Genomic DNA, 24,502 nt, shown 5'->3' with positions numbered 1-24,502 from the left:
GGTTCAGCGGTCTCCTTCGGTGGGGTCGGTGGGCTCCGCCGCCCGGCGCGTCTGAGCGTCGAGGCGGGTGCCGGTCACCATGCAGTACGTCCACAGCGCCACGAAGGCGGCGCCGATCACGTACATGATCGGGACCAGCAGGCCCGAGGCCACGATAACGAACTGGAGCACCCAGCCGATGCGGAAGCCGACCGGCCGGTTCAGCAGGCCCAGAGTGGCGACGAGCGCGAGGCAGACCACCGCTCCCCCGACCAGCACGACCACGGGGTCGGCCGCCTTCAGCCCGAAGGCCACCAGGGTGGCGAGGAAGACGATGACCGCCTCGAAGCCGAGCACGATCGAGCCGAGGCTCTCCCGGACGGTCCGCGAGCGCCGCGGGCGTCCGGCCCTCACGCGCCCAGCCAGTTCTCGTCGCGGGCCGCGGTGATCGTGCGGCCGACGAGGGTGATCGAGCCCGTGACCAGCAGGGCGCCCTTGTCGGTGCGCGCCGCGAGGACGCGACCGGCCGTGAGAGCACCGAGCGGGTCGTCGGCGACGCGGACCGCCTCCTCCGGGAACACGGTGCGGGCGAGTGCGGCGAGCTCCTCGGCGGGCATCGCCCGATCGCTCGGCGCCGTGGTCACGATCAGCTCGTCCACCACGGGGCGGAGCTCCCGGAGGATCCCCTCGGCGTCCTTCTCGGCCAGCACGCCGAGGACGGCCGTCACGCGGTCGAAGTCGAAGTAGCGGCCGAGAGCGGCGGCGAGGGACGCGGCACCGTGCGGGTTGTGCGCCGCGTCGACGACGGTGCGCGGAGCGAGTCCGACGAGCTGCAGGCGGCCCGGGGAGGTCGCGGCGGCGAAGCCCTCGTCGAGGACGTCGCCGGTGAGCTCCTGCGTCCCGCCTCCCAGGAACGTCTCGACCGCGGCGACGGCCACGGCGGCGTTCTCGGCCTGGTGGTCGCCGAAGAACGGCAGCAGCAGCTGCTCGTACGTGGTGACGAGTCCCCGGACGGTGACGACCTGGCCGCCGACGGCGACGGTCGTCGACTCGACGTCGAACTCCGCCCCCTCGACGACGATCGTCGACTCGGTGGCCTCGGCCGCGTGCCGCAGCACCGCCTCCGCCTCCGGGACCTGCCTCGCGGAGACCACCGAGGCGAGCGGCTTGACGATGCCCGACTTGGTGCGCGCGATCTCCTCGATCGTCGAGCCGAGGCGGTCGATGTGGTCGAGGGCGATCGGCGTGAAGACGGCGACCTGCGCGTCGGCGACGTTCGTCGAGTCCCACTCGCCGCCCATCCCGACCTCGACGACGGCCACATCGACCGGCGCGTCGGCGAAGGCCGCGTAGGCCAGGACGGTGATCGCCTCGAAGAAGGACAGCGGCGCCTCGCCCTGCTCGGCCAGCTCGGCGTCGGTCATCCGCAGGTACGGCTCGACGTCCTGCCAGTTGTCGGCGAGGCTCCGGTCCGAGATCGGCTCTCCGTCGATGACGATGCGCTCGTTGAAGCGCTCGAGGTGCGGACTGGTGAACAGGCCCACCCGCAGCCCGTGGGCGCGCAGCAGGCTCTCGATCATCCGGCTGGTCGAGGTCTTGCCGTTGGTTCCGGCGATCTGGATCACCGGGTAGGCGCGCTGCGGGTCGCCGAGGATCTCGACGGCGCGCCGGGTCGGAGCGAGGCGCGGGCGGACGCTCGCCTCGCCCAGGCGCTCCAGCAGCGCGGCGTAGACGGCGTCGGCGGCCGCGCGGTCGGCGTCGTCCGGCTCGAACGGATCAGACATCGGCGGCCTCGACCTTCTCGACGCGGATGATGGCGGTGCCCGCGGGGCCGAAGGCGATCGCGCCCTCGCCGCCCTCGAGAGCCGTGGTGAGCGGAGTGAACGCGCATCCGGTCGCGAGGGTCTCCTCCGCGATCCAGAGCGCGTGCGGCTCGAGCGCCTGCAGGCTCGGCTCGTCGAGCACGACCTCCAGGACGATCCGGTCGCTGACCTCGAACCCGGCCGCCTTGCGGGCGTCCTGCACCGCGCGGATGAGGTCGCGGGCGAGCCCCTCCGCTTCGAGCTCGGGGGTGGTCGCCGTGTCGAGGAGCACGAAGCCCCCGCGCGGGAGCAGGGCGATGGCGCGGTCGTCGCCGGCCGAGCCGCCGACCTCGAGCGTGAGCTCGTACTCGCCCTCGACCAGCTCGACGCCGCCGGCGGTGACGACGCCGTCCGTCTCGCTCCAGTCGCCGGCCTTGGCGGCCCTGATCACGGTCTGCACGCCCTTGCCGAGCCGGGGCCCGGCGGCGCGCGCGTTGACCGCGAGACGGGAGGTGACGCCGTAGTCGGCGGCGCTGGAGTCGACCAGCGGCACCAGCGACACCTCCTTCACGTTCAGCTCGTCGCGGAGGATCGCCTCGAACGGCGCGAGCTCGGCGGCGTCGGCGACCACCACGGTCAGGCGCGCGAGCGGCAGGCGGACGCGGAGCCCGGCCTGCTTGCGGAGGGAGAGCGCGGTGGACGAGATGCCGCGGACCGCGTCCATCGCATGCACGAGCGCCGGGTCGGCGGGGAACTCGTCCGCCTCCGGCCAGTCGGTGAGGTGGACGCTGCGGCCGCCGGTCAGGCCCTGCCAGATCTGCTCCGTGACGAGAGGCAGGAGCGGGGCGGCGACGCGGCACACGGTCTCGAGGACCGTGTAGAGCGTGTCGAACGCCTCCGATCCGCGGCCGTCCTCGTCGACGCCCTGCCAGAAGCGGTCGCGGGAGCGGCGCACGTACCAGTTCGTGAGCACGTCGCTGAAGTCGCGGAGCGCGGCGGCCGCGAGCGTGGAGTCCAGCGCCTCGAGCCGGCCGGTCACGTTCTCGACCAGATCGCGGGTCTTGGCCAGCAGGTAGCGGTCGAGGACGTCCTCGGAGCCGGTGCGCCTGGTCGCCTCGTAGCCGCCGCCCGCCGAGGCGTTGGCGTAGAGGGAGAAGAAGTACCAGGTGCTCCACAGCGGCAGCAGCACCTGGCGGACGCCCTCGCGGATGCCCTCCTCCGTCACGACGAGGTTGCCGCCCCGGAGGACCGGGCTCGACATCAGGAACCAGCGCATGGCGTCGGAGCCGTCGCGGTCGAAGACCTCGGCCACGTCCGGGTAGTTGCGCAGCGACTTGGACATCTTCTGCCCGTCGTTGCCCAGCACGATGCCGTGGCTGACCACGTTGCGGAACGCCGGGCGGTCGAAGAGCGCGGTGGAGAGCACGTGCAGCGTGTAGAACCAGCCGCGCGTCTGCCCGATGTACTCGACGATGAAGTCCGCCGGGTTGTGGGTGTCGAACCAGTCCGCGTTCTCGAACGGGTAGTGCACCTGGGCGAAGGGCATCGATCCGGAGTCGAACCAGACGTCGAGGACGTCGCTGATCCGGCGCATCGTCGAGCGCCCGGTCGGGTCGTCGGGGTTCGGGCGGGTCAGCTCGTCGATGAACGGCCGGTGCAGGTCGTCCGGGCGCACGCCGAAGTCGCGCTCCAGCTCGTCCAGCGAGCCGTAGACGTCGATCCGCGGGTACTCCGGGTCGTCGCTCTTCCACACCGGGATCGGCGAGCCGAAGTAGCGGTTGCGGCTGATGGACCAGTCGCGCGCGCCCGAGAGCCACTTGCCGAACTGGCCGTCCTTGACGTTCTCGGGGACCCAGGTGATCTCCTGGTTGAGCTCCTCCATGCGGTCGCGGATCGCGGTGACGCGGACGAACCAGCTCGAGACCGCCTTGTAGATCAGCGGGTTGCGGCAGCGCCAGCAGTGCGGGTACGAGTGCTCGTAGCTCGCCTGGCGGAGCAGCCGGTGGCCCGCGCGCAGGAGCTGCGTGAGGGGCTTGTTCGCGTCGAAGACCTGGAGGCCGGCGACCTCGCTGATCTGCGGCAGGAAGCGGCCGCCGTCGTCGACCGAGATGATGACGGGGATGCCCGCCGCCTCGCAGACCTTCTGGTCGTCCTCGCCGTAGGCGGGCGCCTGGTGCACGATGCCGGTGCCCTCGCTGGTCGTCACGTAGTCGGCGACGAGGATGCGCCACGCGTTCTGCGTGCCCCAGGCCTCGGTGTCCGCGTAGTGGTCCCAGAGGCGGTCGTAGCTGATCCCCTCGAGCTCGGAGCCGCGGTGCGTGCGCGAGACGGCGGCCAGGGCCGACTCCGCGTCCGGATAGCCGAGGTCCTTCGCGTAGGCGCCGACCTGGTCGATGGCGAGCAGGTACTCGGCCGAGAGCTCGCGCTCCTCGGGCTCGCCCCTGCCGTCGGCCGCGCCGTTCGGGCCGGCGGGGACGACCGCGTACTCGATGTCGGGCCCGACGGCGAGCGCGAGGTTCGTCGGCAGCGTCCACGGCGTCGTCGTCCACGCGAGAGCGCGGACCGCCGTCAGCTGGAGCGCCTCCGCCGTCTCGCCGACCAGCGGGAAGGTGACGGTGACCGTCTGGTCCTGGCGCATCTTGTAGACGTCGTCGTCCATCCGCAGCTCGTGGTTCGAGAGCGGCGTCTGGTCGCGCCAGCAGTACGGCAGCACGCGGTGGCCCTCGTAGGCGAGGCCCTTGTCGTAGAGCTGCTTGAACGCCCAGATCACCGACTCCATGAAGGTGGGGTCGAGCGTCTTGTAGTCGTCGTCGAAGTCGACCCAGCGCGCCTGGCGGGTGACGTAGTCCTGCCACTCCCCGGTGTAGCGCAGCACCGACTCCTTCGCGGCGGCGTTGAAGGCCGCGACGCCCATCTCCTCGATCTGGGACTTGTCGGTGATGCCGAGCTGCCGCTCCGCCTCGAGCTCGGCGGGCAGGCCGTGGGTGTCCCAGCCGAAGCGGCGGTGCACCTGCCGTCCGCGCATGGTCTCGAAGCGGGGGAAGACGTCCTTGGCGTAGCCGGTGAGGAGGTGCCCGTAGTGCGGCAGGCCGTTGGCGAACGGCGGGCCGTCGTAGAAGACCCACTCCGGCGCTCCCTCGCGCTGCCGGATCGACTCCTGGAAGGTGTCGTCCGCCTTCCAGTACGCGAGCACGCGCTCCTCGATCTCGGGGAAGCGCGGCGACGGGGACACGCCCCGGCCGAACGCGGAGCCCTCGGCGGGCTCGGCTCCGTGCGGGGTGGGCGGGGTCAGGGGGTAGGTCACGTGCGGTCTCCTGGCAGTGCTGCTGGTCTGCACGAGGACGGCCCGCCCGGATCTCAGACCCCGGGCCGGGTCGCGGTACCACCTCGCTTGGACCGGTCGGCCGGTCGCTCCCGGAGGAGTGCCCGCTGACGCGTTCCCACTCGATCGGCTGTCACGGGCCGCACCCGTCCGGGTCTACTGGGCGCAGGCCGGAGCCGGCGCCGTTCTTCCGGAGACTCACCGGTGATGGCCGGGTCGAAGTCGTCCGGCGCTATCCTAGCGCGTCGGGGGAAGCGGAGCAGGAGCGGTTCATGGTGCGAGGAGTGCAGCGCGGACGGCCCCGCGCGTCGTCGCGCTCCATGCTCGAGGACGCTGCACTGGACCTCTTCGTCGAGCAGAGCTACGCGGGCACGACGATCGAGCAGATCGCCCAGCGGGCGGGGGTCTCGCGCAACACCTTCTTCAACTACTTCGAGTCCAAGAGCGACGTCTTCTGGGTGCTGGTCGACGACCGGCTGGCCGAGCTCCCGGAGGCGCTGGCCGAGACGGCGGCAGAGGCGCCGGTGATGGACGCGCTCGGCGACGCACTGCTCGCGATCGGCTCCGGCTTCGGACCCGCGACGGTGCCGTGGGTGCTCACCCAGTCCGAGATGATCGGCAGCGTCCACGAGCTGCAGGCGTCGGCCCTCGGCCGCCTCGCCCGGCAGGCGGCCGTGATCGCCCGCTTCGTGGAGGAGCGGAGCGCGCGCCCGCTGCCCTCGCACCTCTCGCGCGCCATCGCCTACGCGAGCGTCGGAGCCGCGGTGGCGGCCGTGCAGGCGTGGGCCGCGGCGGGCCCCACCCGCGGCGAGCTCGTGCCCTATCTCGACGAGGCGCTCGCGCCCGTCCGCGCCGGCTTCACCTCCGTCGTCGACTGACCCGGCTCCCGCCGCTCCGGTAGAATCGTCGCGGCCGGCGGGCGACTCGCCCCGGAGCCCCCATCCAGGCACCATCACCACCGACACGGTGCCGCCCATAGCGAACCGGAGCATCATGACCCTCGCCGACCGCCTCCCCGCGAAGCCCGCCCTCGAGGGCCTGGAGGGCACGTGGGGCCTCCGCTGGCAGACCGACGGGACCTACCGGTTCGACCGCACCGGCCTCACCCGCGCCGACGTCTACTCGATCGACACCCCGCCGCCCACCGCGTCCGGGTCGCTGCACATCGGGCACGTCTTCTCCTACACGCACACCGACGTCGTCGCGCGGTTCCAGCGGATGCGCGGCAAGAGCGTCTTCTACCCGATGGGCTGGGACGACAACGGCCTGCCCACCGAGCGCCGCGTGCAGAACTACTACGGTGTGCGCTGCGACCCGACGCTCCCCTACGAGCCCGGCTTCACGCCTCCGTTCGAGGGCGGCGACAACAAGAGCAGCAAGGCCGCCGACCAGAAGCCGATCTCGCGCCGCAACTTCGTCGAGCTGTGCGAGCGCCTCACCGTCGAGGACGAGAAGCAGTTCGAGGACGTCTGGCGGACCCTCGGCCTGTCCGTCGACTGGTCGCAGAGCTACCGGACCATCGGCGACGAGTCGCAGGCCGCCTCGCAGCGCGCCTTCCTCCGCAACCTCGCCCGAGGCGAGGCCTACCAGGCGCAGGCCCCGACGCTCTGGGACATCACCTTCCGGACCGCCGTCGCCCAGGCGGAGCTCGAGGACAAGGACCAGCCCGGCGCCTACCACCGCCTCGGCTTCCACCGCGAGGGCGGCGAGGACGTCTTCATCGAGACGACCCGTCCCGAGCTGCTGCCGGCCTGCGTCGCCCTCGTCGCGCACCCCGACGACGAGCGCTACCAGGCGCTGTTCGGCACCACCGTCCGCACGCCGCTCTTCGACGTCGAGGTCCCGGTGCTCGCGCACCACCTCGCGCAGAAGGACAAGGGCTCGGGCATCGCGATGATCTGCACCTTCGGCGACATCACGGACGTGGTCTGGTGGCGCGAGCTCGACCTGCCCAACCGCGCGATCATCGGCTTCGACGGCCGCCTGATCTCGGAGGCGCCCGCCGCGATCACGAGCGACGGGGGCCGCGCCGCGTACGAGCAGCTCGCCGGCAAGACCGTCTTCTCCGCGAAGCAGGCCGTCGTGGCGCTGCTGAAGGAGTCCGGCGAGATGGTCGGCGACCCGCGCCCCATCACCCACCAGGTCAAGTTCTTCGAGAAGGGCGACAAGCCGCTCGAGATCGTGTCGACCCGCCAGTGGTACATCGGCAACGGCGCTCGCGACGCGGTGCTCAAGGAGCGCCTGCTGGAGCTCGGCCGCGACGTGCGCTTCGTGCCGGAGTTCATGCGCGTCCGCTACGAGAACTGGGTGAACGGCCTCTCCGGCGACTGGCTGATCTCGCGCCAGCGCTTCTTCGGCGTGCCGATCCCGGTGTGGTACCCGCTCGACGGCGACGGCAACCCCGTCTTCGACTCCCCGATCGTGCCGGACGAGGCGGCGCTGCCGGTGGATCCCTCCAGCGACCCGGCCCCCGGCTACTCGGAGGACCAGCGCGGAGCGGCGGGCGGCTTCCAGGGCGAGCTCGACGTGATGGACACCTGGGCGACCTCCTCGCTGACCCCGCAGCTCGCGGGCGGCTGGGAGCGCGACGACGAGCTCTGGCAGCTGGTCGCTCCCTACGACCTGCGCCCGCAGGGCCAGGACATCATCCGCACCTGGCTCTTCTCTACCCTCCTGCGCTCGCAGCTCGAGGACGGCCGCGCCCCGTGGAGCACGGCGACCGTGTCCGGCTTCATCGTCGACCCCGACCGCAAGAAGATGTCGAAGTCGAAGGGCAACGTGGTCACTCCCGCCGCGATGCTCGAGCAGCACGGCTCGGACGCGGTCCGCTACTGGGCCGCCTCCTCGCGCCTGGGCACCGACGCGGCCTTCGACCCGCAGAACCCGACGCAGATCAAGATCGGCCGCCGACTGGCGATCAAGATCCTCAACGCGGCGAAGTTCATCCACGGCTTCCCTCTCGCCGAGGGCGCCGAGGTCACCGACCCGCTCGACCTCAGCATGCTGGCCACCCTCGACACCGTGGTCGCCGACGCGACGACGGCGCTCGAGAACTACGACCACGCCCGCGCCCTCGAGACGACGGAGGCGTTCTTCTGGACGTTCTGCGACGACTACCTGGAGCTGGTGAAGGAGCGCGCGTACAGCGAGGACGGCGCGTCCGCCGCGGCCGCCCTGCACCGGGCGCTCGACGTCCTCCAGCGCCTGTTCGCGCCGTTCCTGCCGTTCGCGACGGAGGAGACCTGGTCGTGGTCGCACGACGACTCGGTGCACCTGCGCCCCTGGCCGACCGTCGAGGGCCTGGGCGGCGACCCCGCCGTCCTGGCCGCGGCGAGCTCGGTCCTCACGGCCATCCGGCGCGCGAAGACCGATGCGAAGGCCTCGCAGAAGACGCCGGCCCGCTCCGCCCTGGTGACGGCGCCCGCCGAGCTCGTCGCGTCCCTCCGGCTCGCCGCGGGAGACCTCGCGGCCGTCGGCAGGATCGCGGCGCTCGACTTCGCCGAGGGCGACGCCCTCACAGTCGGCATCGAGCTCGAGACCGAGGCGTAGCGCCGCCCCCGGGAGGCGGGAACCGTCCCGCCTCCCTCCCCACCGTCGAGAGGACCCCTCCCATGCAGCTCGGAACCCGCTGGTCGGTAGGCAAAGTGCCGCCGCAGACCCTCCCCGAGATCGTCGTCACCGCCATCGGCGACGTCGAGGGCGAGCTCGCCGCGGCCGGCACGGCGACCGCCGACTGGCGCTGGACGCTCACCTGGCTCGAGGGCAGGCCCGTCCTCGAACTCGACGACGGCACGACGATCACCCACCGTCCCGACGAGGACGCTGCCTACATCACGCAGCCGCAGGGCCGCGTGGAGGGGGAGGACGACGACGACGACTGGGGCTGACGCCCCTTCGCGGCGCGGTCGCCGAGCCCGGTGAGCGCGCGTCCTGCGATCCTGAGCCGGAGCCCGCTCCCCCGCTCGAGCTCTAGGCTCGCAGGATGAGCGCTCCCGATCCCGTCGCCGTCTTGCTCGAGCCGAGCGGACTCCCCCACGGGCTCCCCGACTTCGCCGCCGTCGACCCCGAGGCCTACCGCCCGGCGTTCCTCGAGGCCCTCCGCCGGCACCGCGCCGAGATCGACGCGATCGCCGGCGCCTCCGAGCCGCCGACCGTCGAGAACACCCTCGTCGCCCTCGAGCGGGCGGGGCGCGAGCTGCGCCGGGTGAGCGCCGTCTTCTTCACCGTCGCCGCCTCCGACCGCACTCCGCTCACCGACGCTCTGAAGGCCGAGCTCGCTCCGCTGCTCTCGGCCCACAGCGATGCGATCAGCCTCGACCCGCGCCTCTTCGCGCGGCTCCGCGCTCTCGCCGAGCAGTCGACGGAGCTCGACCTCGACGCCGAGACGGCCTACCTCCTCGAGCGGAGGATCACCGGGTTCGAGCGCTCCGGTGCGCTCCTCGACGACGTGGGGAAGGCACGGCTCGGCGAGCTGAACGAGCAGCTCTCGACCCTGACCACGCGTTTCGAGAAGGACCTGCTCGCCGAGTCGAACGACCGGGCGGTCCTCCTCGAGGACGTCGCCGGCCTCGACGGGCTCGACGAGTCCGACGTCTCGGCCGCCGCGCGCGCCGCCGCCGACCGCGGCGTCGACGGCTGGCTGATCACCCTGCCCCTCTACTCCGGCCACCCCTGGCTCGCGCGTCTGCGCGACCGCGGCGTCCGCGAGCGCGTCCTGCGCGCCTCTGTCGGCCGCGGTGCGGAAGGCGGGCCGCACGACACCACCGCGACTCTGCAGCAGATCGTCGCGCTGCGGGCCGAGCGCGCAGCTCTGCTGGGCGCGGCCTCGCATGCCGATTTCGTGATCTCGGGCCAGACCGCGGGCTCGCCGGAGCGCGTCCTGTCGCTGCTGCGCGAGCTCGCCGCTCCCGCCGCCCGGAACGCGAGGATCGAGCTCGAGCGGATGCAGGCCTCCGCCGACGCCGAGCAGGACGCCGCCGGAGCGCCGCGCTTCACGATCGAGGCGTGGGATCGCGCCTACTACGAGGAGCGCGTGCGGTCGGAGAGCTACTCCGTCGACTCCAGCGCACTGCGTCCCTTCTTCGAGCTGGAGCGGGTGCTCCGCCGCGGCGTGTTCGCCGCCGCCACCGGTCTCTACGGCGTCCGCTTCTCGGAGCGGAGCGACCTGGCCGGCTACAGCGAGCACGTCCGCGTGTTCGAGGTGCACGAGGAGGACGGGACCCCGCTGGGCCTGTTCCTGCTCGATCCCTTCACCCGCGACTCGAAGCGCGGCGGGGCGTGGATGAACTCCCTCTCCAGCCGCACGTCGCTGCTCGGTGACTCCGCCGTCGTCGTGAACAACCTGAACCTGTCGGCTCCGGGCCCGGGCGAGCCCGCCCTTCTCAGCCTCGACGAGGTGGAGACGCTGTTCCACGAGTTCGGGCACGCCCTGCACGGCCTGTTCGCGAGCACGCGGTACCCGCGCTTCGCCGGTACCGCGGTGTTCCGGGACTTCGTCGAGTTCCCGAGCCAGGTGAACGAGACGTGGGTGCGCCGCCCCGGGCTCCTCGCCGAGTACGCCCGCCACGTCGAGACCGGCGAGGCCCTGCCCGCGGGGACCGTCGAGCGCCTCGAGGCGTCCGCGCTGTGGGGCGAGGGCTTCGCGACGAGCGAGTACCTGGCGTCCGCCCTGCTCGACCTCGCCTGGCACTCCCTGGCGGCCCCGGTCGAGCCGCGCGACGCAGCCGCCTTCGAGCGCGACGTGCTCGACGGCGCGGGCCTCCTCCTTCCCGCCGTGCCGCCCCGCTACCGCAGCACGTACTTCGCGCACGTCTTCTCCGGCGGCTACTCCGCGGGCTACTACTCCTACATCTGGAGCGAGATCCTCGACGCGGACACGGTCGAGTGGTTCGAGGAGAACGGCGGCCTCGACCGCTCGGCGGGCGAGCGCTTCCGCCGCGGGGTGCTCGAGCTCGGCGGCTCCCGCGATCCGCTCGACGCGTACCGCGCGTTCCGCGGGCGGGATGCGCGGACCGAGCCGCTGCTCGCGCGCCGCGGCCTCCTCTAGCGGCGCCGGGGGACGAGCCAGGCGAGGAGGACGAGTCCCACGACCAGGCCCCAGAACGCCGATCCGATCCCCGCGATGGTCGTGCCGGAGGCGGTGACCAGGAGCGTCGCCGCCGCCGGCAGCCGCAGCCGCGCGTCCTCCACAGCGGCCTGCACCGCCGACACGAACACCCCCAGCAGCGCCAGACCGGCGACCGCCTCGATCAGCAGCGGGCTCGCGGAGGACACCAGCGCGGCGGCCGCTCCGGCGAACACGCCCAGCACGAGGTAGGAGGCGCCCGCCGAGACCGAGGCGACCCAGCGCTGCTCCGGCCGCGGCGAGGCCTCGGGACCCGCGGTCAGCGCGGCGCTGAGCGCGGCGTAGTTGATCGGCACTCCGCCGAAGACCGCCGAGACCCCGGAGAGAGCGCCGGTCGAGACGATCCCGGGACGCGAGTGGGCCGCGAAGCCGAAGCTCGACAGCACCGCGATGCCCGGGATGTTCTGCCCGGCCATGGTGACCACGTAGAGCGGCAGGCCGATCCCGACCATCGCTCCGATTTCGAACACCGGAGCGACGAACTGCGGCACGGGGAGCAGCGGCGCACCGGCGAGTGCCGCGCCGTCCGTCACGATCAGCAGCACGATCGCCAGGGCGATCGCGGCCGGCACCGCCCAGCGGGGCAGGAGCCGCAGGAGCAGCAGCCAGAGCAGGATCACCGGCAGCGCGAGCGCGGGGATCTCGACCGCCGCGCGCACCGGCGCCAGGACGAGCGGGAACAGGATGCCCGCGAGCATGGCGTTCGCGAGCGGCCGCGGGATGCGCGCGACGAGCCTCCCGAGCGCCGGCCACAGCCCGGTGACCACCAGCAGAGCGGAGGCGACCAGGAACGCCCCGACCGCGCGGTCGAAGCCGCCGGGGAGCGTCGCGGTCGCGGCCAGCAGGGCGGCGCCCGGCGTGCTCCAGGCGAAGGTCATCGGCACGCGGTAGCGGATGCTCAGCACGATGCAGAGGACCCCCTGCAGCACGCAGACGGCGAGGAGGCCCGACGCGGCCTGCACGTCGGTGGCGCCCACCGCGACCACCCCGGCGAGCACGATCGCGAACGAGCTCGAGAAGCCGGTCAGGGCGGCGACGATCCCGGCGAGCAGCGGCTGGACGATGGCGGAGCCTCCCGGAGGATCGACCGGCACCGAGGCGACCGGACGCGCCGTCGACGCGCTCCGCCAGGTTAGGGAAGCGGGAGCGCCTCGCCCGACGATCCGCCGGGCCAATCGCGGTGAACTGGCAGAGCGGGGCGGGGAGCGACTAGGCGCTCTTCTCCTGGCGACGGGGAGCGTGGGGCACGATCGTCGGGGCCGCGTTGTCGAGCACCGCGGCGCGGGTGACGACGACGCGCGCCACCTCGTCCGAGGAGGGCACCTCGAACATGATCGGGCCGAGCACCTCCTCGAGGATGGCGCGCAGTCCGCGAGCTCCGGTCTGGCGGAGGACCGCCAGGTCCGCGATGGCCTCGAGAGCGCCCCGGTCGAACTCGAGCTCGACGCCGTCGATCTCGAACATCCGCTGGTACTGCTTCACGAGCGCGTTGCGCGGCTCGGTGAGGATCTGCATGAGCGCGACCTGGTCGAGCTGCGTGACCGTCGTGACGACGGGGAGGCGCCCGATGAACTCGGGGATCAGCCCGAACTTGTGCAGGTCCTCCGGGAGGACCTCGCTGAAGATGTTGATCTCGTCTTCCTTGTTGTGCAGCGGGGCGCCGAAGCCGATGCCGCGCTTGCCCGCCCGCGACGAGATGATGTCCTCGAGTCCGGCGAAGGCGCCGGCGACGATGAAGAGGACGTTCGTCGTGTCGATCTGGATGAACTCCTGGTGCGGGTGCTTCCGCCCGCCCTGCGGGGGCACGGAGGCGACGGTGCCCTCGAGGATCTTGAGCAGCGCCTGCTGCACTCCCTCGCCCGAGACGTCGCGCGTGATCGAGGGGTTCTCGGCCTTCCGCGCGATCTTGTCGACCTCGTCGATGTAGATGATGCCGGTCTCGGCACGCTTGACGTCGTAGTCGGCGGCCTGGATGAGCTTGAGGAGGATGTTCTCGACGTCCTCGCCGACGTAGCCCGCCTCGGTGAGGGCCGTGGCGTCCGCGACGGCGAAGGGCACGTTGAGGCGCTTCGCGAGGGTCTGGGCGAGGTAGGTCTTCCCGCAGCCCGTGGGGCCGATGAGCAGGATGTTGCTCTTGGCGATCTCGACCTCGTCGTGGATCGCGTCGGCGGCGGTGATGGTGTTGCGGGCCCGCACGCGCTTGTAGTGGTTGTACACGGCGACGGCGAGGGCCTTCTTGGCCTGCTCCTGCCCGATCACGTACTCCTCGAGGAAGCCGAAGATCTCCTTCGGCTTCGGGAGGTCGAACTCGTGGCTCGTCTCCTCGCTCGACTCGGAGAGGCGCTCCTCGATGATCTCGTTGCAGAGCTCGACGCACTCGTCGCAGATGTAGACGCCCGGTCCCGCGATGAGCTGCTGGACCTGCTTCTGGCTCTTGCCGCAGAAGGAGCACTTCAGCAGGTCGGCGCTTTCGCCAATACGTGCCACGGGGATGCCCCACTTCCTTGTCGTGCGTCTGTCGTGCGTCGGTCGGTCGTGCAACGGAGCCCGGAGCTCCGGCCGGTGCGAGCGGGACGAGCCCCCTGACACTGCTCCGAGCCTAGCCGCTGAGCCGCGAGGGCTCGGCAGGCGGGCCGGATTCGCCGTGCCTTGCGCCTCGTGTGGCGCTTTGCTACGGCGACGGAGGACGCAGAGAGGGGCCGGGCGGCGGATCGCTCCGCCACCCGGCCCCTCCTGGACGCCCTACGCCGTGAGAGCCGGGAGGCTCTTGCGGCTGGTGAGCACCTGGTCGATCAGCCCGTACTCGAGCGCGTCGCTCGCGCCGAGGATCTTGTCGCGGTCGATGTCCTTCTTGACCTGCTCGATCGAGCGGTTCGAGTGGTGCGACAGCGTCTCCTCGAGCCACTCGCGCATGCGCATGATCTCGGCGGCCTGGATCTCGATGTCCGAGGCCTGGCCCCCGCCCTGCTGCACGGCGGGCTGGTGGATGAGGATGCGCGCGTTCGGCAGCGCGAGGCGCTTGCCGGGCGTTCCCGCGGCGGTGAGCACGGCGGCGGCCGAGGCGGCCTGGCCGAGCACGACCGTCTGGATGTGCGGGCGGATGTACTGCATCGTGTCGTAGATCGCCGTCATCGCGGTGAAGGAGCCACCGGGCGAGTTGATGTACATGACGATGTCGCGGTCCGGGTCCTGGCTCTCGAGCACGAGGAGCTGGGCCATGATGTCGTCCGCGGAGGCGTCGTCGACCTGGACTCCGAGGAAGATGATGCGGTCCTCGAAGAGCTTGGCGTACGGGTCCTGGCGCTTGTAGCCGTAGGCCGTGCGCTCCTCGAACGTGGGGAGGATGTAGCGCGAGGACGGTGCGGCTCCGGAGCCGAACGCCGTTCCGCCGAAGGTGGGTGTGGTCATTGTCTGTTCCTGATCTCTCGGCGCGTTCGCTGGACTACTCGTCGATGGCGGTTCCGCCACCGCCGGCCACGTCGGTCGCCGACGAGCGGATGTGGTCCACGAAGCCGTAGGCGAGGGCCTCCTCGGCGCTGAACCAGCGGTCGCGGTCACCGTCCTCGTTGACCTGCTCGACGGTCTTGCCGGTCGCCTTGGCGGTGATCTCGGCGAGGCGCTTCTTCATGTCGAGGATGAGCTGCGCCTGGGTCTGGATGTCGGAGGCCGTGCCGCCGAAGCCGCCGTGCGGCTGGTGGAGGAGCACCCGCGCGTTCGGGGTGATGTAGCGCTTGCCCTGGGTTCCGGCGGTGAGGAGCAGCTGGCCCATGGAGGCCGCCATCCCGATGCCCACGGTCACGATGTCGTTCGGGACGAACTGCATCGTGTCGTAGATCGCCATGCCCGCGGTGATGGAGCCGCCGGGCGAGTTGATGTAGAGGTAGATGTCCCGCTCGGAGTCCTCGGCTGCCAGGAGCAGGAGCTTCGCGGCGATCTCGTTCGCGTTCTCGTCGCGCACCTCGGAACCGAGCCAGATGATCCGGTCCTTGAGCAGGCGGTCGAAAACACTGTTGGGCATAACCATGTCGGCCATGTATTGCTCCGTTTCAGTTGTCGCTTCGGAGGCGAATCTATCGGACGCCGCCAGGCCGATCCGGCCGTGTTCGCCCGGGGCGGAGCGGGAGTCGCCCGTGTTCGCCCGGGGCGGACCGGAGCCCCCCCCCAACGAGAGGAGCCGCCCTCCGACGGATCGGGGGGCGGCTCCTGACGTGCTCGCGGCGACTACTCCGCGGCCGGGGTCTCCTCGGCGGGAGCGGCGGCCTTCTTCTTGGCCGGCGCGCGCTTCTTCTTGGGGGCCGGGGCGGGCTCCTCCTCGGCGGCGGGCTCCTCGGCGACGGGCTCGGCGGGGACCTCGGCGTCGGCGTCGGCCTGAGCCTCCTCCGCGACCTCGGTCTCGTCCGAGGCGACGGCCTCGTCGGAGGCCTCGACGGCCTCGTCGTCACCGGGGACCGCGGTGAACGCGGTCAGGTCGACGGCGTTGCCCTCGGTGTCGGTGACCTTCGCCTTGCCGAGGACGATCGCGAGCGCCTTGTTGCGGGCGACCTCGCCGACCATCTGGCCGATCTGGTTGTTCTCGGACAGGATCTTGATGAACTCGTTCGGCTCCATGCCGTACTGCGCCGCACCCTGGATGAGGTACTGCGTGAGCTCGTCCTGGCTGACCTGGACCTTCTCCTGCTCGACGACGTGGTCGAGGAGGATCTGCGTCTTGAAGGTCTTCTCGCTGGCCTCCTTGACCTCGGCGCGGTGCTCGTCGTCCTCGAGGCGGTTCTCGCCCTCGAGGTGGCGGTGCACCTCGTCCTCGACGAGACCGGCGGGCACGGGGACCTCGACGAGGGCGAGCAGCGCCTCGACGAGCTTCTCGCGGGCCTCGCCGCCCTGGCCGAAGGTCTTCTGCTGAGCGGCCTGCTCCTTGAGCGACTCGCGCAGCTCGGCGATGGTGTCGAACTCGCTGGCGATCTGCGCGAAGTCGTCGTCGGCCTCGGGGAGCTCGCGCTCCTTGACGGCGGTGAGCGCGACGGCGATCTCAGCCTGCTCGCCGGCGTGGTCGCCGCCGAGCAGCGGAGCGGTGAACGTGGTGCTCTCGCCCGCGGTGAGCGAGTCGAGCGCCTCGTCGATGCCCTCGATCAGCTCGCCCGAGCCGAGCTCGTACGAGACGGCGTTGGCGGTGTCGACCTCGACGCCGTCGATGGAGGCGACCAGGTCGATCTGCGCGAAGTCGCCGGTCTTCGCCGGGCGGTCCACGGTGACCAGGGTGCCGAAGCGGCTGCGGAGCTTGTCCAGCTCGGCGTCGACGTCGGCGTCGGTGACCTCGGCCGCCTCGACGGTGAGCTCGATGCCTTCGTAGTCCGGGACGGTGATCTCGGGGCGCACGTCGACCTCGATGGCGAGCTCGAGGTCGCCGGTGAAGTCCTTGTCGCTCGGCCAGGCGACGATGTCGGCCTGCGGGCGGCCCAGGGGGCGGACCTCGGTCTCGCGGACGGCCTCGCGGTAGAAGCCGTCGAGGCCCTCGTTGACCGCGTGCTCGAGCACCGCGGCCTTGCCGACGCGCTGGTCGACGATGGCGGGCGGGACCTTGCCCTTGCGGAAGCCGGGGACGTTGATCTGCTCGGCGATGTGGCCGTAGGCGTGCGTGATGCTGGGGCCGAGCTCGTCCGGGGTGACCGAAATCGCGAGCTTCACGCGGGTCGGGCTCAGCTGTTCTACCGTGGTCTTCACGTGAGGGGATCTCCTGTGCTGGTTGGTGTCGGCGCCGGATGACGGTCGTCACGGGTCGATGTCGTCACGATGAGTACTCGTGGTCGGGGCGACAGGATTCGAACCTGCGACCTCCCGCTCCCAAAGCGGGCGCTCTAGCCAAGCTGAGCTACGCCCCGGATGCGCGGGCCTGGGCACCGTGCGTGAGACTCTCGTCGAGCCGTCCCCGCACGTGCGCTTGCGCGACACGCCGAAATGGCCTTCGCAAGTGTACTGCACCGCGGCAGCGGCGACCGGAACCGCGCGGCGGAGGACGACCGGGGTGTCCACGGTGCTCGCGCGATGTACTACGCTGTCCTGGTGCCCGGTCGAGAGACCCGGTCGCACCGGTTCGCGGTCGTCAGACCAGCGATTCGGGGCTGTAGCTTAGTGGTAAAGCCTCTGTCTTCCAAACAGATGATGCGAGTTCGATTCTCGTCAGCCCCTCTCCTCTCGAAGAGCCCCGGATGTCCGGGGCTCTTCGTCGTTCCGGGCGTGCTCAGCCGACCGCGCCGCGGTGCTCCTCCGTCAGGGCGAGGTACGAGGCGGCGTTCCGGCGGATGCCCTCGCGCTCCTCCTCCGTCAGCTCCCGCCGGACCCTCCCGGGGACGCCCGCCACGAGCGAGCCCGGCGGGACGACCGTCCCCTCGAGGACGACGGCGCCCGCGGCGATCAGCGAGCCGGTGCCGATGACGGCCCCGTTCAGGACGGTCGCGCTCATGCCGACCAGCACGTCGTCCTCGAGGGTGCAGCCGTGCAGCACCGCGTTGTGCCCGACCGAGACTCCGGCGCCGATGACCGCGCCGTAGTCGGCGTCGACGTGGACGACGACGCCGTCCTGGAGGTTGCTGCCGGCGCCGAGCTCGATCCGCGCGTGCTCGGCGCGCAGGACGGCGCCGTACCAGACGCTCGCCCGCTCCCCCAGGCGCACGGAGCCGATCACGGTGGCGCCCGGAGCGACCCACGCGGTGTCGGCGATCTCCGGGGCGCGTCCCCCGGTCAGGGCGAGGACGCGGGCGCCCTCCGCAGGACTCGACGGCATCGGGTTCTCCTCTTCTCCGGTGGTCAGCGCCCGGCGCGCAGGAAGGCGAGGACCGCCAGCACCCGCCGGTGGTCGGAGCCCGAGTCCTCGAGCCCGAGCTTCTGGAAGATCGCGGTCACGTTCTTCTCCACGGCGCCCACGCCGACGAAGAGAGCGGAGGCGATGCCCGCGTTCGTGCGCCCCTGGGCCATCTGCTCCAGCACCTCCCGCTCCCGCGGGGTCAGCGAGGCGAGCGGGTCGCGGTTGCGCTGCAGGAGCGAGGCGACGACCTGCGGGTCGAGGACTGTTCCGCCCGCTGCGACGCGCTCGACGGCGTCGCGCAGCTCCTCCACGGAGGCGACCCGGTCCTTCAGGAGGTAGCCGAGTCCGCCGTCGCCGGAGCCGAGCAGCTCCTGCGCGTAGGTGACCTCGACGTACTGGCTGAGCAGCAGGACCGACACCTGCGGGTAGCGCCGGCGGATCTCCAGCGCCCCGCGGACGCCCTCGTCGCGGAAGGTCGGCGGCATCCGGACGTCGAGCACGGCGACGTCGACGCCGGCCGGGTCCCGCGCCAGATCGGCGAGCAGGGCGTCCGCGTCCCCGAAGGCGCCGACGGAGGCGAACCCCGCGTCCTCGAAGAGGCGGACCAGGCCCTCGCGCAGGAGGACCGAGTCCTCGGCGATGGCGACGCGGATCACGGGCACGCCCTCAGGATAGGGCGGCCGGGCGGTAGGGGACGTGCACCCCGACCGTGGTCGGCCCGCCGACCGGCGACTCCACGCTCAGGATCCCGCGCAGGCCCCGGACGCGCCCGCCCACCCCCTCGAGACCGTGACCGGCGACCGGCGACGCCCCGCCGACTCCGTCGTCGACCACCCAGGCGTCGAGCCAGCGCTCCCCCGGAGTGCCGGAGTCGCGGGTGTCGAGATGCACCCGCACCGATCGGGCACCGGAGTGCTTGGAGACGTTGGCGAGCAGCTCGGCGACGACGAAGTAGACGCTGCGCTCGACCTCGGGCGGGACGTCCGCCACGGGGTGCTCGGTGAGGACCTCGACCGGCACGGGGCTGAGCTCGGCGAGCGAGTGCACCGCCGCCTCGAAGCCCCGGTCCTGCAGGATCGGCGGCGCCACTCCGCGGGAGAGGGCGCGCAGCTCGTCGAGCGCGGCGCGCACGTGCTCGCGAGCCTCGTCGACCAGGCGGGCGGCGGACTCCGGGTCGGCGGCGAGTCGGTTGCGGGCCGAGGCCAGGTCCATCTGGACCCGGATCAGGCGCTGCTGCGGGCCGTCGTGGATGTCGCGCTCGAGCCGGCGCAGCGCGCGGTCCTCGGCGGCGACGGCTGCGCCGCGGGAGGCGCTCAGCTCGGCGACCTCGCGCTGGAGCGCCTCCGACTCCCACGGGCCGAGCAGGCGACGGTCGACCAGCCAGTGCAGGAGGGAGAGGCCGCGGGTGGCGAACGGCAGGGTCGAGACGAAGAGGACGGTCGTGGCGACCGTCGCCGCGGCGACCAGTCCCGCCGGAGGCTGCGGGGCGCCCAGCAGAGCTGCTCCGCTCTCGGCCAGCAGGCGGGCCGGACCGGGGGCCCCCGTGAGCGCGGCGGCCACCGTGCCCGGGCCCGCCCAGGTCCACAGCGCGAGGAGCAGTCCGGACAGCAGCGCGAGCACCGGAGCCACGACGAGCGTGTGCAGGAGAGCGAGCCAGTAGTGCCCGTCGATCACCGGACCGTAGAGGGCGAAGGTCGAGGGAGTGACGGCGGAGGGCGGTCGCCGCCACTGCGGCCGGGGGACGGCGGGCCGTCCGGCCAGCACGTCGAGGCCGACGGCGGCCCGCGAGAAGAAGCGCGCCGTGTAGAGGGCGGCGGGCAGGAACACCAGGCCGATCAGGACTCCGACGAGCCCGAGCGCGACGGCCAGCGCGACGCCGGCGCAGAAGGCGCCGAGGAGCGCGACCGGGATCGCGGCCACCAGCGCGACCACCTCCCGGGGCAGTCCGCGCCAGAGCCGGAGGTAGGCGCGCGAGGCCTCGCCGAGGGCCGTCGATGCTCCGCTCATCCGCGCCTCCTGTCCGCTCCCGCCGCCGCCGCGACCCGGTCGAGCGTACCGGCGGCACGGCTCCGGGCACCCGGGGGGAAGCCCCCGTGACGCCCCTCCGCGACAGAGGTGAGCCTGTCCTTCACCGGACTGAGCCGAGCCTGCGCTTCCTTGCGGCGCCGAGGGATCTGCGTACTGTTGACGATCAGTCACCCCCTCTCGAAAGGACCAGACGATGTCCACCACGTCCGTCACGTCGCTCACCTCGTCGAACCCGGATGTCGCATCCGGAGTCGCTCAGTTCCTCAGCCCCGTCGTCGTCGAGATGACCGCGCTCGCCGTCAACGGCAAGCAGGCGCACTGGCACGTCCGCGGCGCCAACTTCATCGGCGTCCACGAGCTGCTCGACGCGATCGTCGGCCGCGCCATCGAGTGGGCCGACCTCGCCGCGGAGCGCGTCGTCGCCCTCGGCCTCCCGGTCGACGCCCGCATCCAGACCGTCGCCTCGGCGACGCAGTCCGAACCCCTCACCCCCGGCTTCCAGCGCTCCGAGAACGCGATCGTCGAGATCATCCGCCAGATGGACGTCGCCATCGCGACCGTCAACACGGCGATCGCCGAGCTCGCCGAGATCGACGCGAGCAGCCAGGACGTCGCGATCGAGATCGGCCGCGGCCTCGAGAAGGACCGCTGGTTCCTCTTCGCCCACGTCAGCGAGAGCTGAGCACCACGCCTCGACCGGCCCGCGGATCTTCGGATTCCGCGGGCCGTCGTCGTTCCCGGGCCCGTTCGCGCGATCCGGAGCAGCCGGTGTCGCGACGGGCGCGGGTCAGCCGCCGTGCGTGAAGCGGCCCGCCAGGAGGGTCGCGGCGACCGGCATGGATCGGAGGGCTCCCGCGTCGGCGGCGAGCGGATCGCGGTCGACCACCACGAGATCGGCGGGATCGCCGGCCGCGGGCCTGAGCCGGCGCACCCGGGTCGAGGCGACGATCGCCTCCTCGACGCTCACCCGCTGCTCCGGATGCCAGGGCCCGTCGCCGGGCAGCGCCCGCGCGACCGCGGCCGAGATCGCGACCCACGGGTCGAGCGGAGCGACCGGAGCGTCCGAGCCGAGCACCACGCGGGCCCCGGAGTCGAGCAGCGAGCGCAGCGGGAACGCCCGGCCGGTGCGTCCCGGCCAGTACCGCTCCGCCACCTCGCGGTCGTCGAGCGCGTGCGCGGGCTGCACTCCGGCCTCCACGCCGAGCGCGGCGAACCGCGGAAGGTCGGTCTCCGCGAGCAGCTGAGCGTGCTCGATCCGGCCCCCGCCGACCCGGCCGAGCGCGTCCAGAGCCAGCGTCGCCGCGGCGTCTCCGATCGCGTGCACGGTGGAGCGGATGCCCCCGGCGGCCGCGCGGGCGAGCAGCTCGTCCAGCTCGGCGGGCTCCACGGTGAGGACGCCGTAGCCGTCGTGGTCGGCGTAGGGGTGGGCGCAGTAGGCGGTCCTCGTGTTGAGGGAGCCGTCGATCAGGACCTTCAGCGGGCCCATCCGCAGCAGGCCGTCACCGCCGTCGAGCTCGTCGCCCGTGCGCAGTCCCTCCGCGAGGGCGCGGTCGAGGTGGTCGCGGTAGACGCCGGTGTCGACGCGGAGGGAGCGGGTTCCGCCGTCGACGCGACGGGGCCAGTCCCCCGCGTTCCAGCGCATCTCGAGGTCGACGACGCCGACCACCCCGCGGGCCGCAGCCCGCCGGGCCGCCGCGTCGGCGAGCGCGTCGAGCTCGTCGTCGCCGAGGGCTCCGAGTGCGGTGACGAGCTCGAAGCAGGCGTCCTCGCGCAACAGCTCGGGCTCGGGAGCGACGGCGTAGCGCCGGTACGCGGCGGAGTTCAGCCAGGCGCAGTGCAGGTCGCCGCTGATCAGCACGACGGGCCGCTCCGGAGAGACCTCGTCCAGGAGCGCGGTCGTCGGCGGCTCCGACCAGAGACCGTCGCGGAAGCCGAAGCCGATCAGCGTGCCGGTGCCGGGCTCCTCCGCCAGGCGACGTCGGACCGCGTCCGCCGTTCCGCGGGCCGAGTCCGCCGACGAGACGTTCAGGCGCGGGGCCGTCATCGCCCACTGGGAGAAGTGGACGTGCTCGTCCCAGAGGCCGGGGAGCACCCAGCGCCCATCGAGGTCGCGCACCTCGTCGCCCGGGGCGGCGGCGGCGTCCGGTCCGACAGATTCCACGCGGCCGTCGCGCAGGAGCACGGCACCGGGTCGGGACGAGCCGAGGAGGCGGGCGCCCCGAAGAAGGACACCGCCGGTCATCGGGCGGCCTCGCGGAGCGCGGGGCGGACGGCTCGGCGGGTGCGCGACCGGGCCGACGCACCGGCGCTCACGACTGGCACACCGGGCACCAGTAGAGCTTGCGCGCGCCGATCTCCTCGAGCAGCACGTTCGTGCCGCAGACGCGGCAGGGCAGACCCTCGCGCTTGTAGACGTAGTTGCGCTCGGCGCGGCTGCGGACGGCTTTCGAGCGCTCGGTCTTCGTCAGGCCGCGGCGCGTGATCATCATCCCGGTCCGGATGCCGTCCTCGAGCAGGTCCGCCCAGTCCCGCCACAGCTCCTGTGCGAGCTCCAGCGGCACCTGCTTGCCGGGAGTGTGCGGGTCGAGGCCGGCGCGGTAGAGCATCTCCGCGCGGTAGATGTTGCCGATGCCGCTGACCACGGACTGGTCCATCAGCACGAGCCCGACCGGCGTCGCCGTCCTGCGGAGCCGGTTCACGAAGCGGTCGCGCGCCTCGTCGGAGTCGTCGTCGGCCGGATCCGGACCGAGGCGGGCGAGGAGGGCCTCCACCTGGGCGGGGTCCATCACCTCGCAGGCGGTGGGGCCGCGCAGGTCGGCGACCGTCTCCTCCGTCATGATGCGCACGCGCACCGCGCCCACGGGCGGCGGCGGGAACTCGTCGAGGTCGGAGTCGGTCTCGTGCTCCGTCTCGGAGAGGCGCACGGCGCGGCGGCGCCGGGGAGCGCCGATGCTGCTGCCGGCCTTGCCGTCCGGGAACAGCGGCGAGACGTGCCCGAGGAAGTCCCACGCACCGTAGAGGCCGAGGTGGACGTGCAGCGTCAGGTCGCCCTCGAAGCGCAGCAGCAGGTGCTTGCCGACGGCCGTGGACTCGAGGACCTCGCGCCCGTCGAGGAGCGCGGCTCCTTCGGTGAAGCGACCCTGGGGGCTGCTGGTCGCGACGCGGTGCCCGACGACGTCGCGCTCGAACTGCAGGGCGATCCGGTGGACGGAGTGCCCCTCGGGCACTCAGCGCTCCTTCGCGGCGGAGTCGACGACCCGGCCGGCGATGTCGCCGGTGGCCTCGTACTCGGCGAGCTGCGCGATGCGGCGCACGTGCCGCTCCTCGAAGGTGAAGGGCTCGGCGACGAACGCGTCGATGAAGCCGGTGGCCTCCTCGACGGAGTGCTGGCGGGCCCCGATCGAGATGACGTTCGCGTCGTTGTGCTGGCGGGCCAGCACGGCGGTGCTCAGGTTCCACACGAGCGCCGCGCGCACGCCCGCGACCTTGTTCGCCGCGATCTGCTCGCCGTTGCCCGAGCCGCCGAAGACGACGCCGAGAGCCTCGACCCCCGCCTCCTGATCGCGGACGACCGCGGCGGCGGCGTTGATGCAGAAGGACGGGTAGTCGTCCAGCGGGTCGTAGGACGTGGGGCCGTGGTCGATCACGTCGTGACCGGCGGCGCCGAGGTGCTCGATCAGGTGACGGCTGAAGTCCAGCCCTGCGTGGTCCGTGGCGATGTGGATGCGCACGAGAGAACTCCTCCGGAAGAGCCGTCTGGGACCCGCGGTGCCCGGGCCGGGAGCCAGAGTACCGCGGGTCGGCTCAGTCGAACTGCGGGTCGCGGGTCCGCGAGCGCTTGAGCTCGAAGAAGCCGTCGAAGGAGGCGGCGGCGACGATGCCGTCCCAGAGGGTCAGCGCCTGCTCGCCCCTCGGGATCGGCGAGATGACGGGGCCGAAGAAGGCGACGTCGCCGATCGCGATGACCGGGGTGCCGACGTCCTGGCCGACCCGCTCGATCCCGTCGAAGTGGGAGGCGCGCATCGGCTCGTCGTGCTCGTCCGAGTCGGCGTGGGCGGCGAGCTCCGCGGGCAGGCCGAGCTCGGCGAGCGACTCGGCGATCACCGCGTCGACGTCGGTGCGCCCGCCCGGGTGGATCCGGGTGCCGAGCGCGTCGTAGAGCGGCTTGACGTGCTCGCGGCCCTCGCGCTCGGCGACGGCGGCGACCAGGCGCGTGTAGCGCAGCGCGCGCGGGAGGAAGGCGCGGTACGAGTCGTCCACGTCCTTGTCCTCGTTGAGGACGGCGAGGCTCATGATGTGCCACTGCACGTCGAGGTCGCGCGCGGGGGTCACCTCGTCCACGAATCGCGAGGTCATCCAGGCCCACGGGCAGGAGGGGTCGAACCAGAAGTCCACAGAGGTCATGGGGACACGCTACGCCGCTCGCCGGGGCCGCGTCCGCGCTCCCC

The 24,502-nt window shown here is 72.3% G+C and carries 20 protein-coding genes and 2 tRNA genes; 6 read left to right on the top strand and 16 right to left on the bottom strand.

The window, feature by feature from the left end:
* Positions 1 to 3: 3 nt before the first annotated feature.
* From C5C37_RS06275 to ileS, 3 genes are read right to left on the bottom strand one after another with little or no spacing between them, the layout of a single operon-like run.
* On the bottom strand, positions 4 to 393 hold the full coding sequence (locus C5C37_RS06275) for a DUF4233 domain-containing protein (RefSeq protein ID WP_104262805.1): 390 nt from the start codon (positions 391 to 393) through the stop codon (positions 4 to 6).
* Positions 390 to 1,763, bottom strand: a complete 1,374-nt coding sequence (locus tag C5C37_RS06270) for a folylpolyglutamate synthase/dihydrofolate synthase family protein (protein ID WP_104338659.1) — start codon at positions 1,761 to 1,763, stop codon at positions 390 to 392. Before C5C37_RS06270 ends, C5C37_RS06275 begins: the two co-directional genes overlap by 4 nt.
* On the bottom strand, positions 1,756 to 5,085 hold the full coding sequence (ileS, locus tag C5C37_RS06265) for an isoleucine--tRNA ligase (RefSeq protein WP_374954038.1): 3,330 nt from the start codon (positions 5,083 to 5,085) through the stop codon (positions 1,756 to 1,758). Before ileS ends, C5C37_RS06270 begins: the two co-directional genes overlap by 8 nt.
* A 290-nt stretch (positions 5,086 to 5,375) precedes the next feature.
* Here ileS and C5C37_RS06260 point away from each other — a divergent pair, with 290 nt between their 5' ends.
* From C5C37_RS06260 to C5C37_RS06245, 4 genes are all read left to right on the top strand, one after another.
* On the top strand, positions 5,376 to 5,981 hold the full coding sequence (locus C5C37_RS06260; protein ID WP_104338658.1) for a TetR/AcrR family transcriptional regulator: 606 nt from the start codon (positions 5,376 to 5,378) through the stop codon (positions 5,979 to 5,981).
* A 115-nt stretch (positions 5,982 to 6,096) separates the two neighbouring features.
* Positions 6,097 to 8,652, top strand: a complete 2,556-nt coding sequence (gene valS, locus C5C37_RS06255) for a valine--tRNA ligase (protein WP_104338657.1) — start codon at positions 6,097 to 6,099, stop codon at positions 8,650 to 8,652.
* A gap of 62 nt (positions 8,653 to 8,714) precedes the next feature.
* A complete protein-coding gene (locus tag C5C37_RS06250; RefSeq protein WP_104338656.1) occupies positions 8,715 to 8,990 on the top strand; it encodes a hypothetical protein in 276 nt (91 codons plus the stop codon).
* A 95-nt stretch (positions 8,991 to 9,085) separates the two neighbouring features.
* Positions 9,086 to 11,149 (top strand): M3 family metallopeptidase, encoded by a 2,064-nt coding sequence (locus C5C37_RS06245; protein WP_104338655.1) that lies wholly within the window; start codon positions 9,086 to 9,088, stop codon positions 11,147 to 11,149.
* Here the strand turns inward: C5C37_RS06245 and C5C37_RS06240 are convergent.
* The 6 genes from C5C37_RS06240 to C5C37_RS06215 all read right to left on the bottom strand — a co-directional run bounded on the left by C5C37_RS06240 (position 11,146) and on the right by C5C37_RS06215 (position 17,103).
* Positions 11,146 to 12,321, bottom strand: coding sequence for a benzoate/H(+) symporter BenE family transporter (locus tag C5C37_RS06240; RefSeq protein ID WP_104309938.1), 1,176 nt, complete (start codon positions 12,319 to 12,321; stop codon positions 11,146 to 11,148). The two genes, C5C37_RS06245 and C5C37_RS06240, sit on opposite strands and share 4 nt — an antisense overlap.
* A gap of 115 nt (positions 12,322 to 12,436) precedes the next feature.
* Positions 12,437 to 13,714: an ATP-dependent Clp protease ATP-binding subunit ClpX gene (gene clpX, locus C5C37_RS06235; protein ID WP_104223693.1), complete on the bottom strand. Its 1,278-nt coding sequence runs from the start codon at positions 13,712 to 13,714 to the stop codon at positions 12,437 to 12,439.
* Between the two features lie 255 nt (positions 13,715 to 13,969).
* Positions 13,970 to 14,635, bottom strand: a complete 666-nt coding sequence (locus C5C37_RS06230) for an ATP-dependent Clp protease proteolytic subunit (RefSeq protein WP_068253282.1) — start codon at positions 14,633 to 14,635, stop codon at positions 13,970 to 13,972.
* 34 nt (positions 14,636 to 14,669) lie between these two features.
* On the bottom strand, positions 14,670 to 15,260 hold the full coding sequence (locus C5C37_RS06225; protein ID WP_097165884.1) for an ATP-dependent Clp protease proteolytic subunit: 591 nt from the start codon (positions 15,258 to 15,260) through the stop codon (positions 14,670 to 14,672).
* Between the two features lie 188 nt (positions 15,261 to 15,448).
* Positions 15,449 to 16,945, bottom strand: coding sequence for a trigger factor (gene tig, locus C5C37_RS06220; RefSeq protein WP_104338654.1), 1,497 nt, complete (start codon positions 16,943 to 16,945; stop codon positions 15,449 to 15,451).
* An 80-nt stretch (positions 16,946 to 17,025) separates the two neighbouring features.
* A tRNA-Pro gene (locus C5C37_RS06215) sits at positions 17,026 to 17,103 on the bottom strand.
* Positions 17,104 to 17,339: 236 nt separating this feature from the next.
* Between C5C37_RS06215 and C5C37_RS06210 the strand changes: the two genes are divergently transcribed.
* Positions 17,340 to 17,410: transfer RNA gene (locus tag C5C37_RS06210), tRNA-Gly, on the top strand.
* A gap of 52 nt (positions 17,411 to 17,462) precedes the next feature.
* Here the strand turns inward: C5C37_RS06210 and C5C37_RS06205 are convergent.
* Genes C5C37_RS06205 through C5C37_RS06195 form a run of 3 tightly spaced genes read right to left on the bottom strand, consistent with a single transcriptional unit; the run spans position 17,463 to position 20,033 of the window.
* Positions 17,463 to 18,005, bottom strand: coding sequence for a gamma carbonic anhydrase family protein (locus C5C37_RS06205; RefSeq protein WP_104338653.1), 543 nt, complete (start codon positions 18,003 to 18,005; stop codon positions 17,463 to 17,465).
* A 23-nt stretch (positions 18,006 to 18,028) separates the two neighbouring features.
* Positions 18,029 to 18,688, bottom strand: a complete 660-nt coding sequence (locus C5C37_RS06200) for a response regulator transcription factor (protein WP_104223696.1) — start codon at positions 18,686 to 18,688, stop codon at positions 18,029 to 18,031.
* Between the two features lie 4 nt (positions 18,689 to 18,692).
* A complete protein-coding gene (locus tag C5C37_RS06195) occupies positions 18,693 to 20,033 on the bottom strand; it encodes a histidine kinase (protein ID WP_181127381.1) in 1,341 nt (446 codons plus the stop codon).
* Between the two features lie 214 nt (positions 20,034 to 20,247).
* Here C5C37_RS06195 and C5C37_RS06190 point away from each other — a divergent pair, with 214 nt between their 5' ends.
* The gene (locus C5C37_RS06190) at positions 20,248 to 20,736 is read left to right on the top strand and encodes a Dps family protein (RefSeq protein WP_104226731.1); all 489 of its coding nucleotides are present in this window, start codon (positions 20,248 to 20,250) and stop codon (positions 20,734 to 20,736) included.
* Between the two features lie 105 nt (positions 20,737 to 20,841).
* Here C5C37_RS06190 and C5C37_RS06185 read toward each other — a convergent pair whose 3' ends face one another.
* The 4 genes from C5C37_RS06185 to C5C37_RS06170 form a co-directional block, all read right to left on the bottom strand.
* Positions 20,842 to 22,296 carry an amidohydrolase gene (locus tag C5C37_RS06185; RefSeq protein ID WP_104338652.1) on the bottom strand — a complete coding sequence of 485 codons (1,455 nt, stop codon included), beginning with the start codon at positions 22,294 to 22,296 and terminating at the stop codon, positions 20,842 to 20,844.
* Between the two features lie 67 nt (positions 22,297 to 22,363).
* Positions 22,364 to 23,281, bottom strand: coding sequence for an Fpg/Nei family DNA glycosylase (locus tag C5C37_RS06180; protein WP_104338651.1), 918 nt, complete (start codon positions 23,279 to 23,281; stop codon positions 22,364 to 22,366).
* Complete coding sequence (locus C5C37_RS06175) at positions 23,282 to 23,785, bottom strand: ribose-5-phosphate isomerase (RefSeq protein ID WP_104223700.1); 504 nt, start codon at positions 23,783 to 23,785, stop codon at positions 23,282 to 23,284.
* A gap of 73 nt (positions 23,786 to 23,858) precedes the next feature.
* The gene (locus C5C37_RS06170; protein ID WP_104232533.1) at positions 23,859 to 24,458 is read right to left on the bottom strand and encodes a DsbA family protein; all 600 of its coding nucleotides are present in this window, start codon (positions 24,456 to 24,458) and stop codon (positions 23,859 to 23,861) included.
* Positions 24,459 to 24,502 lie beyond the last annotated feature (44 nt).

The organism is Rathayibacter sp. AY1F9 (assembly GCF_002932155.1).
Taxonomy (GTDB): domain Bacteria; phylum Actinomycetota; class Actinomycetes; order Actinomycetales; family Microbacteriaceae; genus Rathayibacter.
This window is presented reverse-complemented; position numbering and strand designations above follow the sequence as displayed.

What these genes read in the sequence shown, in the direction of transcription:
- C5C37_RS06270 (WP_104338659.1), bottom strand. Translation starts at nt 1,763, where the DNA reads ATGTCTGATCCGTTCGAGCCGGACGACGCCGACCGCGCGGCCGCCGAC.
- C5C37_RS06260 (WP_104338658.1), top strand. Translation starts at nt 5,376, where the DNA reads ATGGTGCGAGGAGTGCAGCGCGGACGGCCCCGCGCGTCGTCGCGCTCC.
- valS (WP_104338657.1), top strand. Translation starts at nt 6,097, where the DNA reads ATGACCCTCGCCGACCGCCTCCCCGCGAAGCCCGCCCTCGAGGGCCTG.
- C5C37_RS06250 (WP_104338656.1), top strand. Translation starts at nt 8,715, where the DNA reads ATGCAGCTCGGAACCCGCTGGTCGGTAGGCAAAGTGCCGCCGCAGACC.
- C5C37_RS06245 (WP_104338655.1), top strand. Translation starts at nt 9,086, where the DNA reads ATGAGCGCTCCCGATCCCGTCGCCGTCTTGCTCGAGCCGAGCGGACTC.
- C5C37_RS06230 (WP_068253282.1), bottom strand. Translation starts at nt 14,635, where the DNA reads ATGACCACACCCACCTTCGGCGGAACGGCGTTCGGCTCCGGAGCCGCA.
- C5C37_RS06225 (WP_097165884.1), bottom strand. Translation starts at nt 15,260, where the DNA reads ATGGCCGACATGGTTATGCCCAACAGTGTTTTCGACCGCCTGCTCAAG.
- C5C37_RS06205 (WP_104338653.1), bottom strand. Translation starts at nt 18,005, where the DNA reads ATGCCGTCGAGTCCTGCGGAGGGCGCCCGCGTCCTCGCCCTGACCGGG.
- C5C37_RS06195 (WP_181127381.1), bottom strand. Translation starts at nt 20,033, where the DNA reads ATGAGCGGAGCATCGACGGCCCTCGGCGAGGCCTCGCGCGCCTACCTC.
- C5C37_RS06190 (WP_104226731.1), top strand. Translation starts at nt 20,248, where the DNA reads ATGTCCACCACGTCCGTCACGTCGCTCACCTCGTCGAACCCGGATGTC.
- C5C37_RS06185 (WP_104338652.1), bottom strand. Translation starts at nt 22,296, where the DNA reads ATGACCGGCGGTGTCCTTCTTCGGGGCGCCCGCCTCCTCGGCTCGTCC.
- C5C37_RS06170 (WP_104232533.1), bottom strand. Translation starts at nt 24,458, where the DNA reads ATGACCTCTGTGGACTTCTGGTTCGACCCCTCCTGCCCGTGGGCCTGG.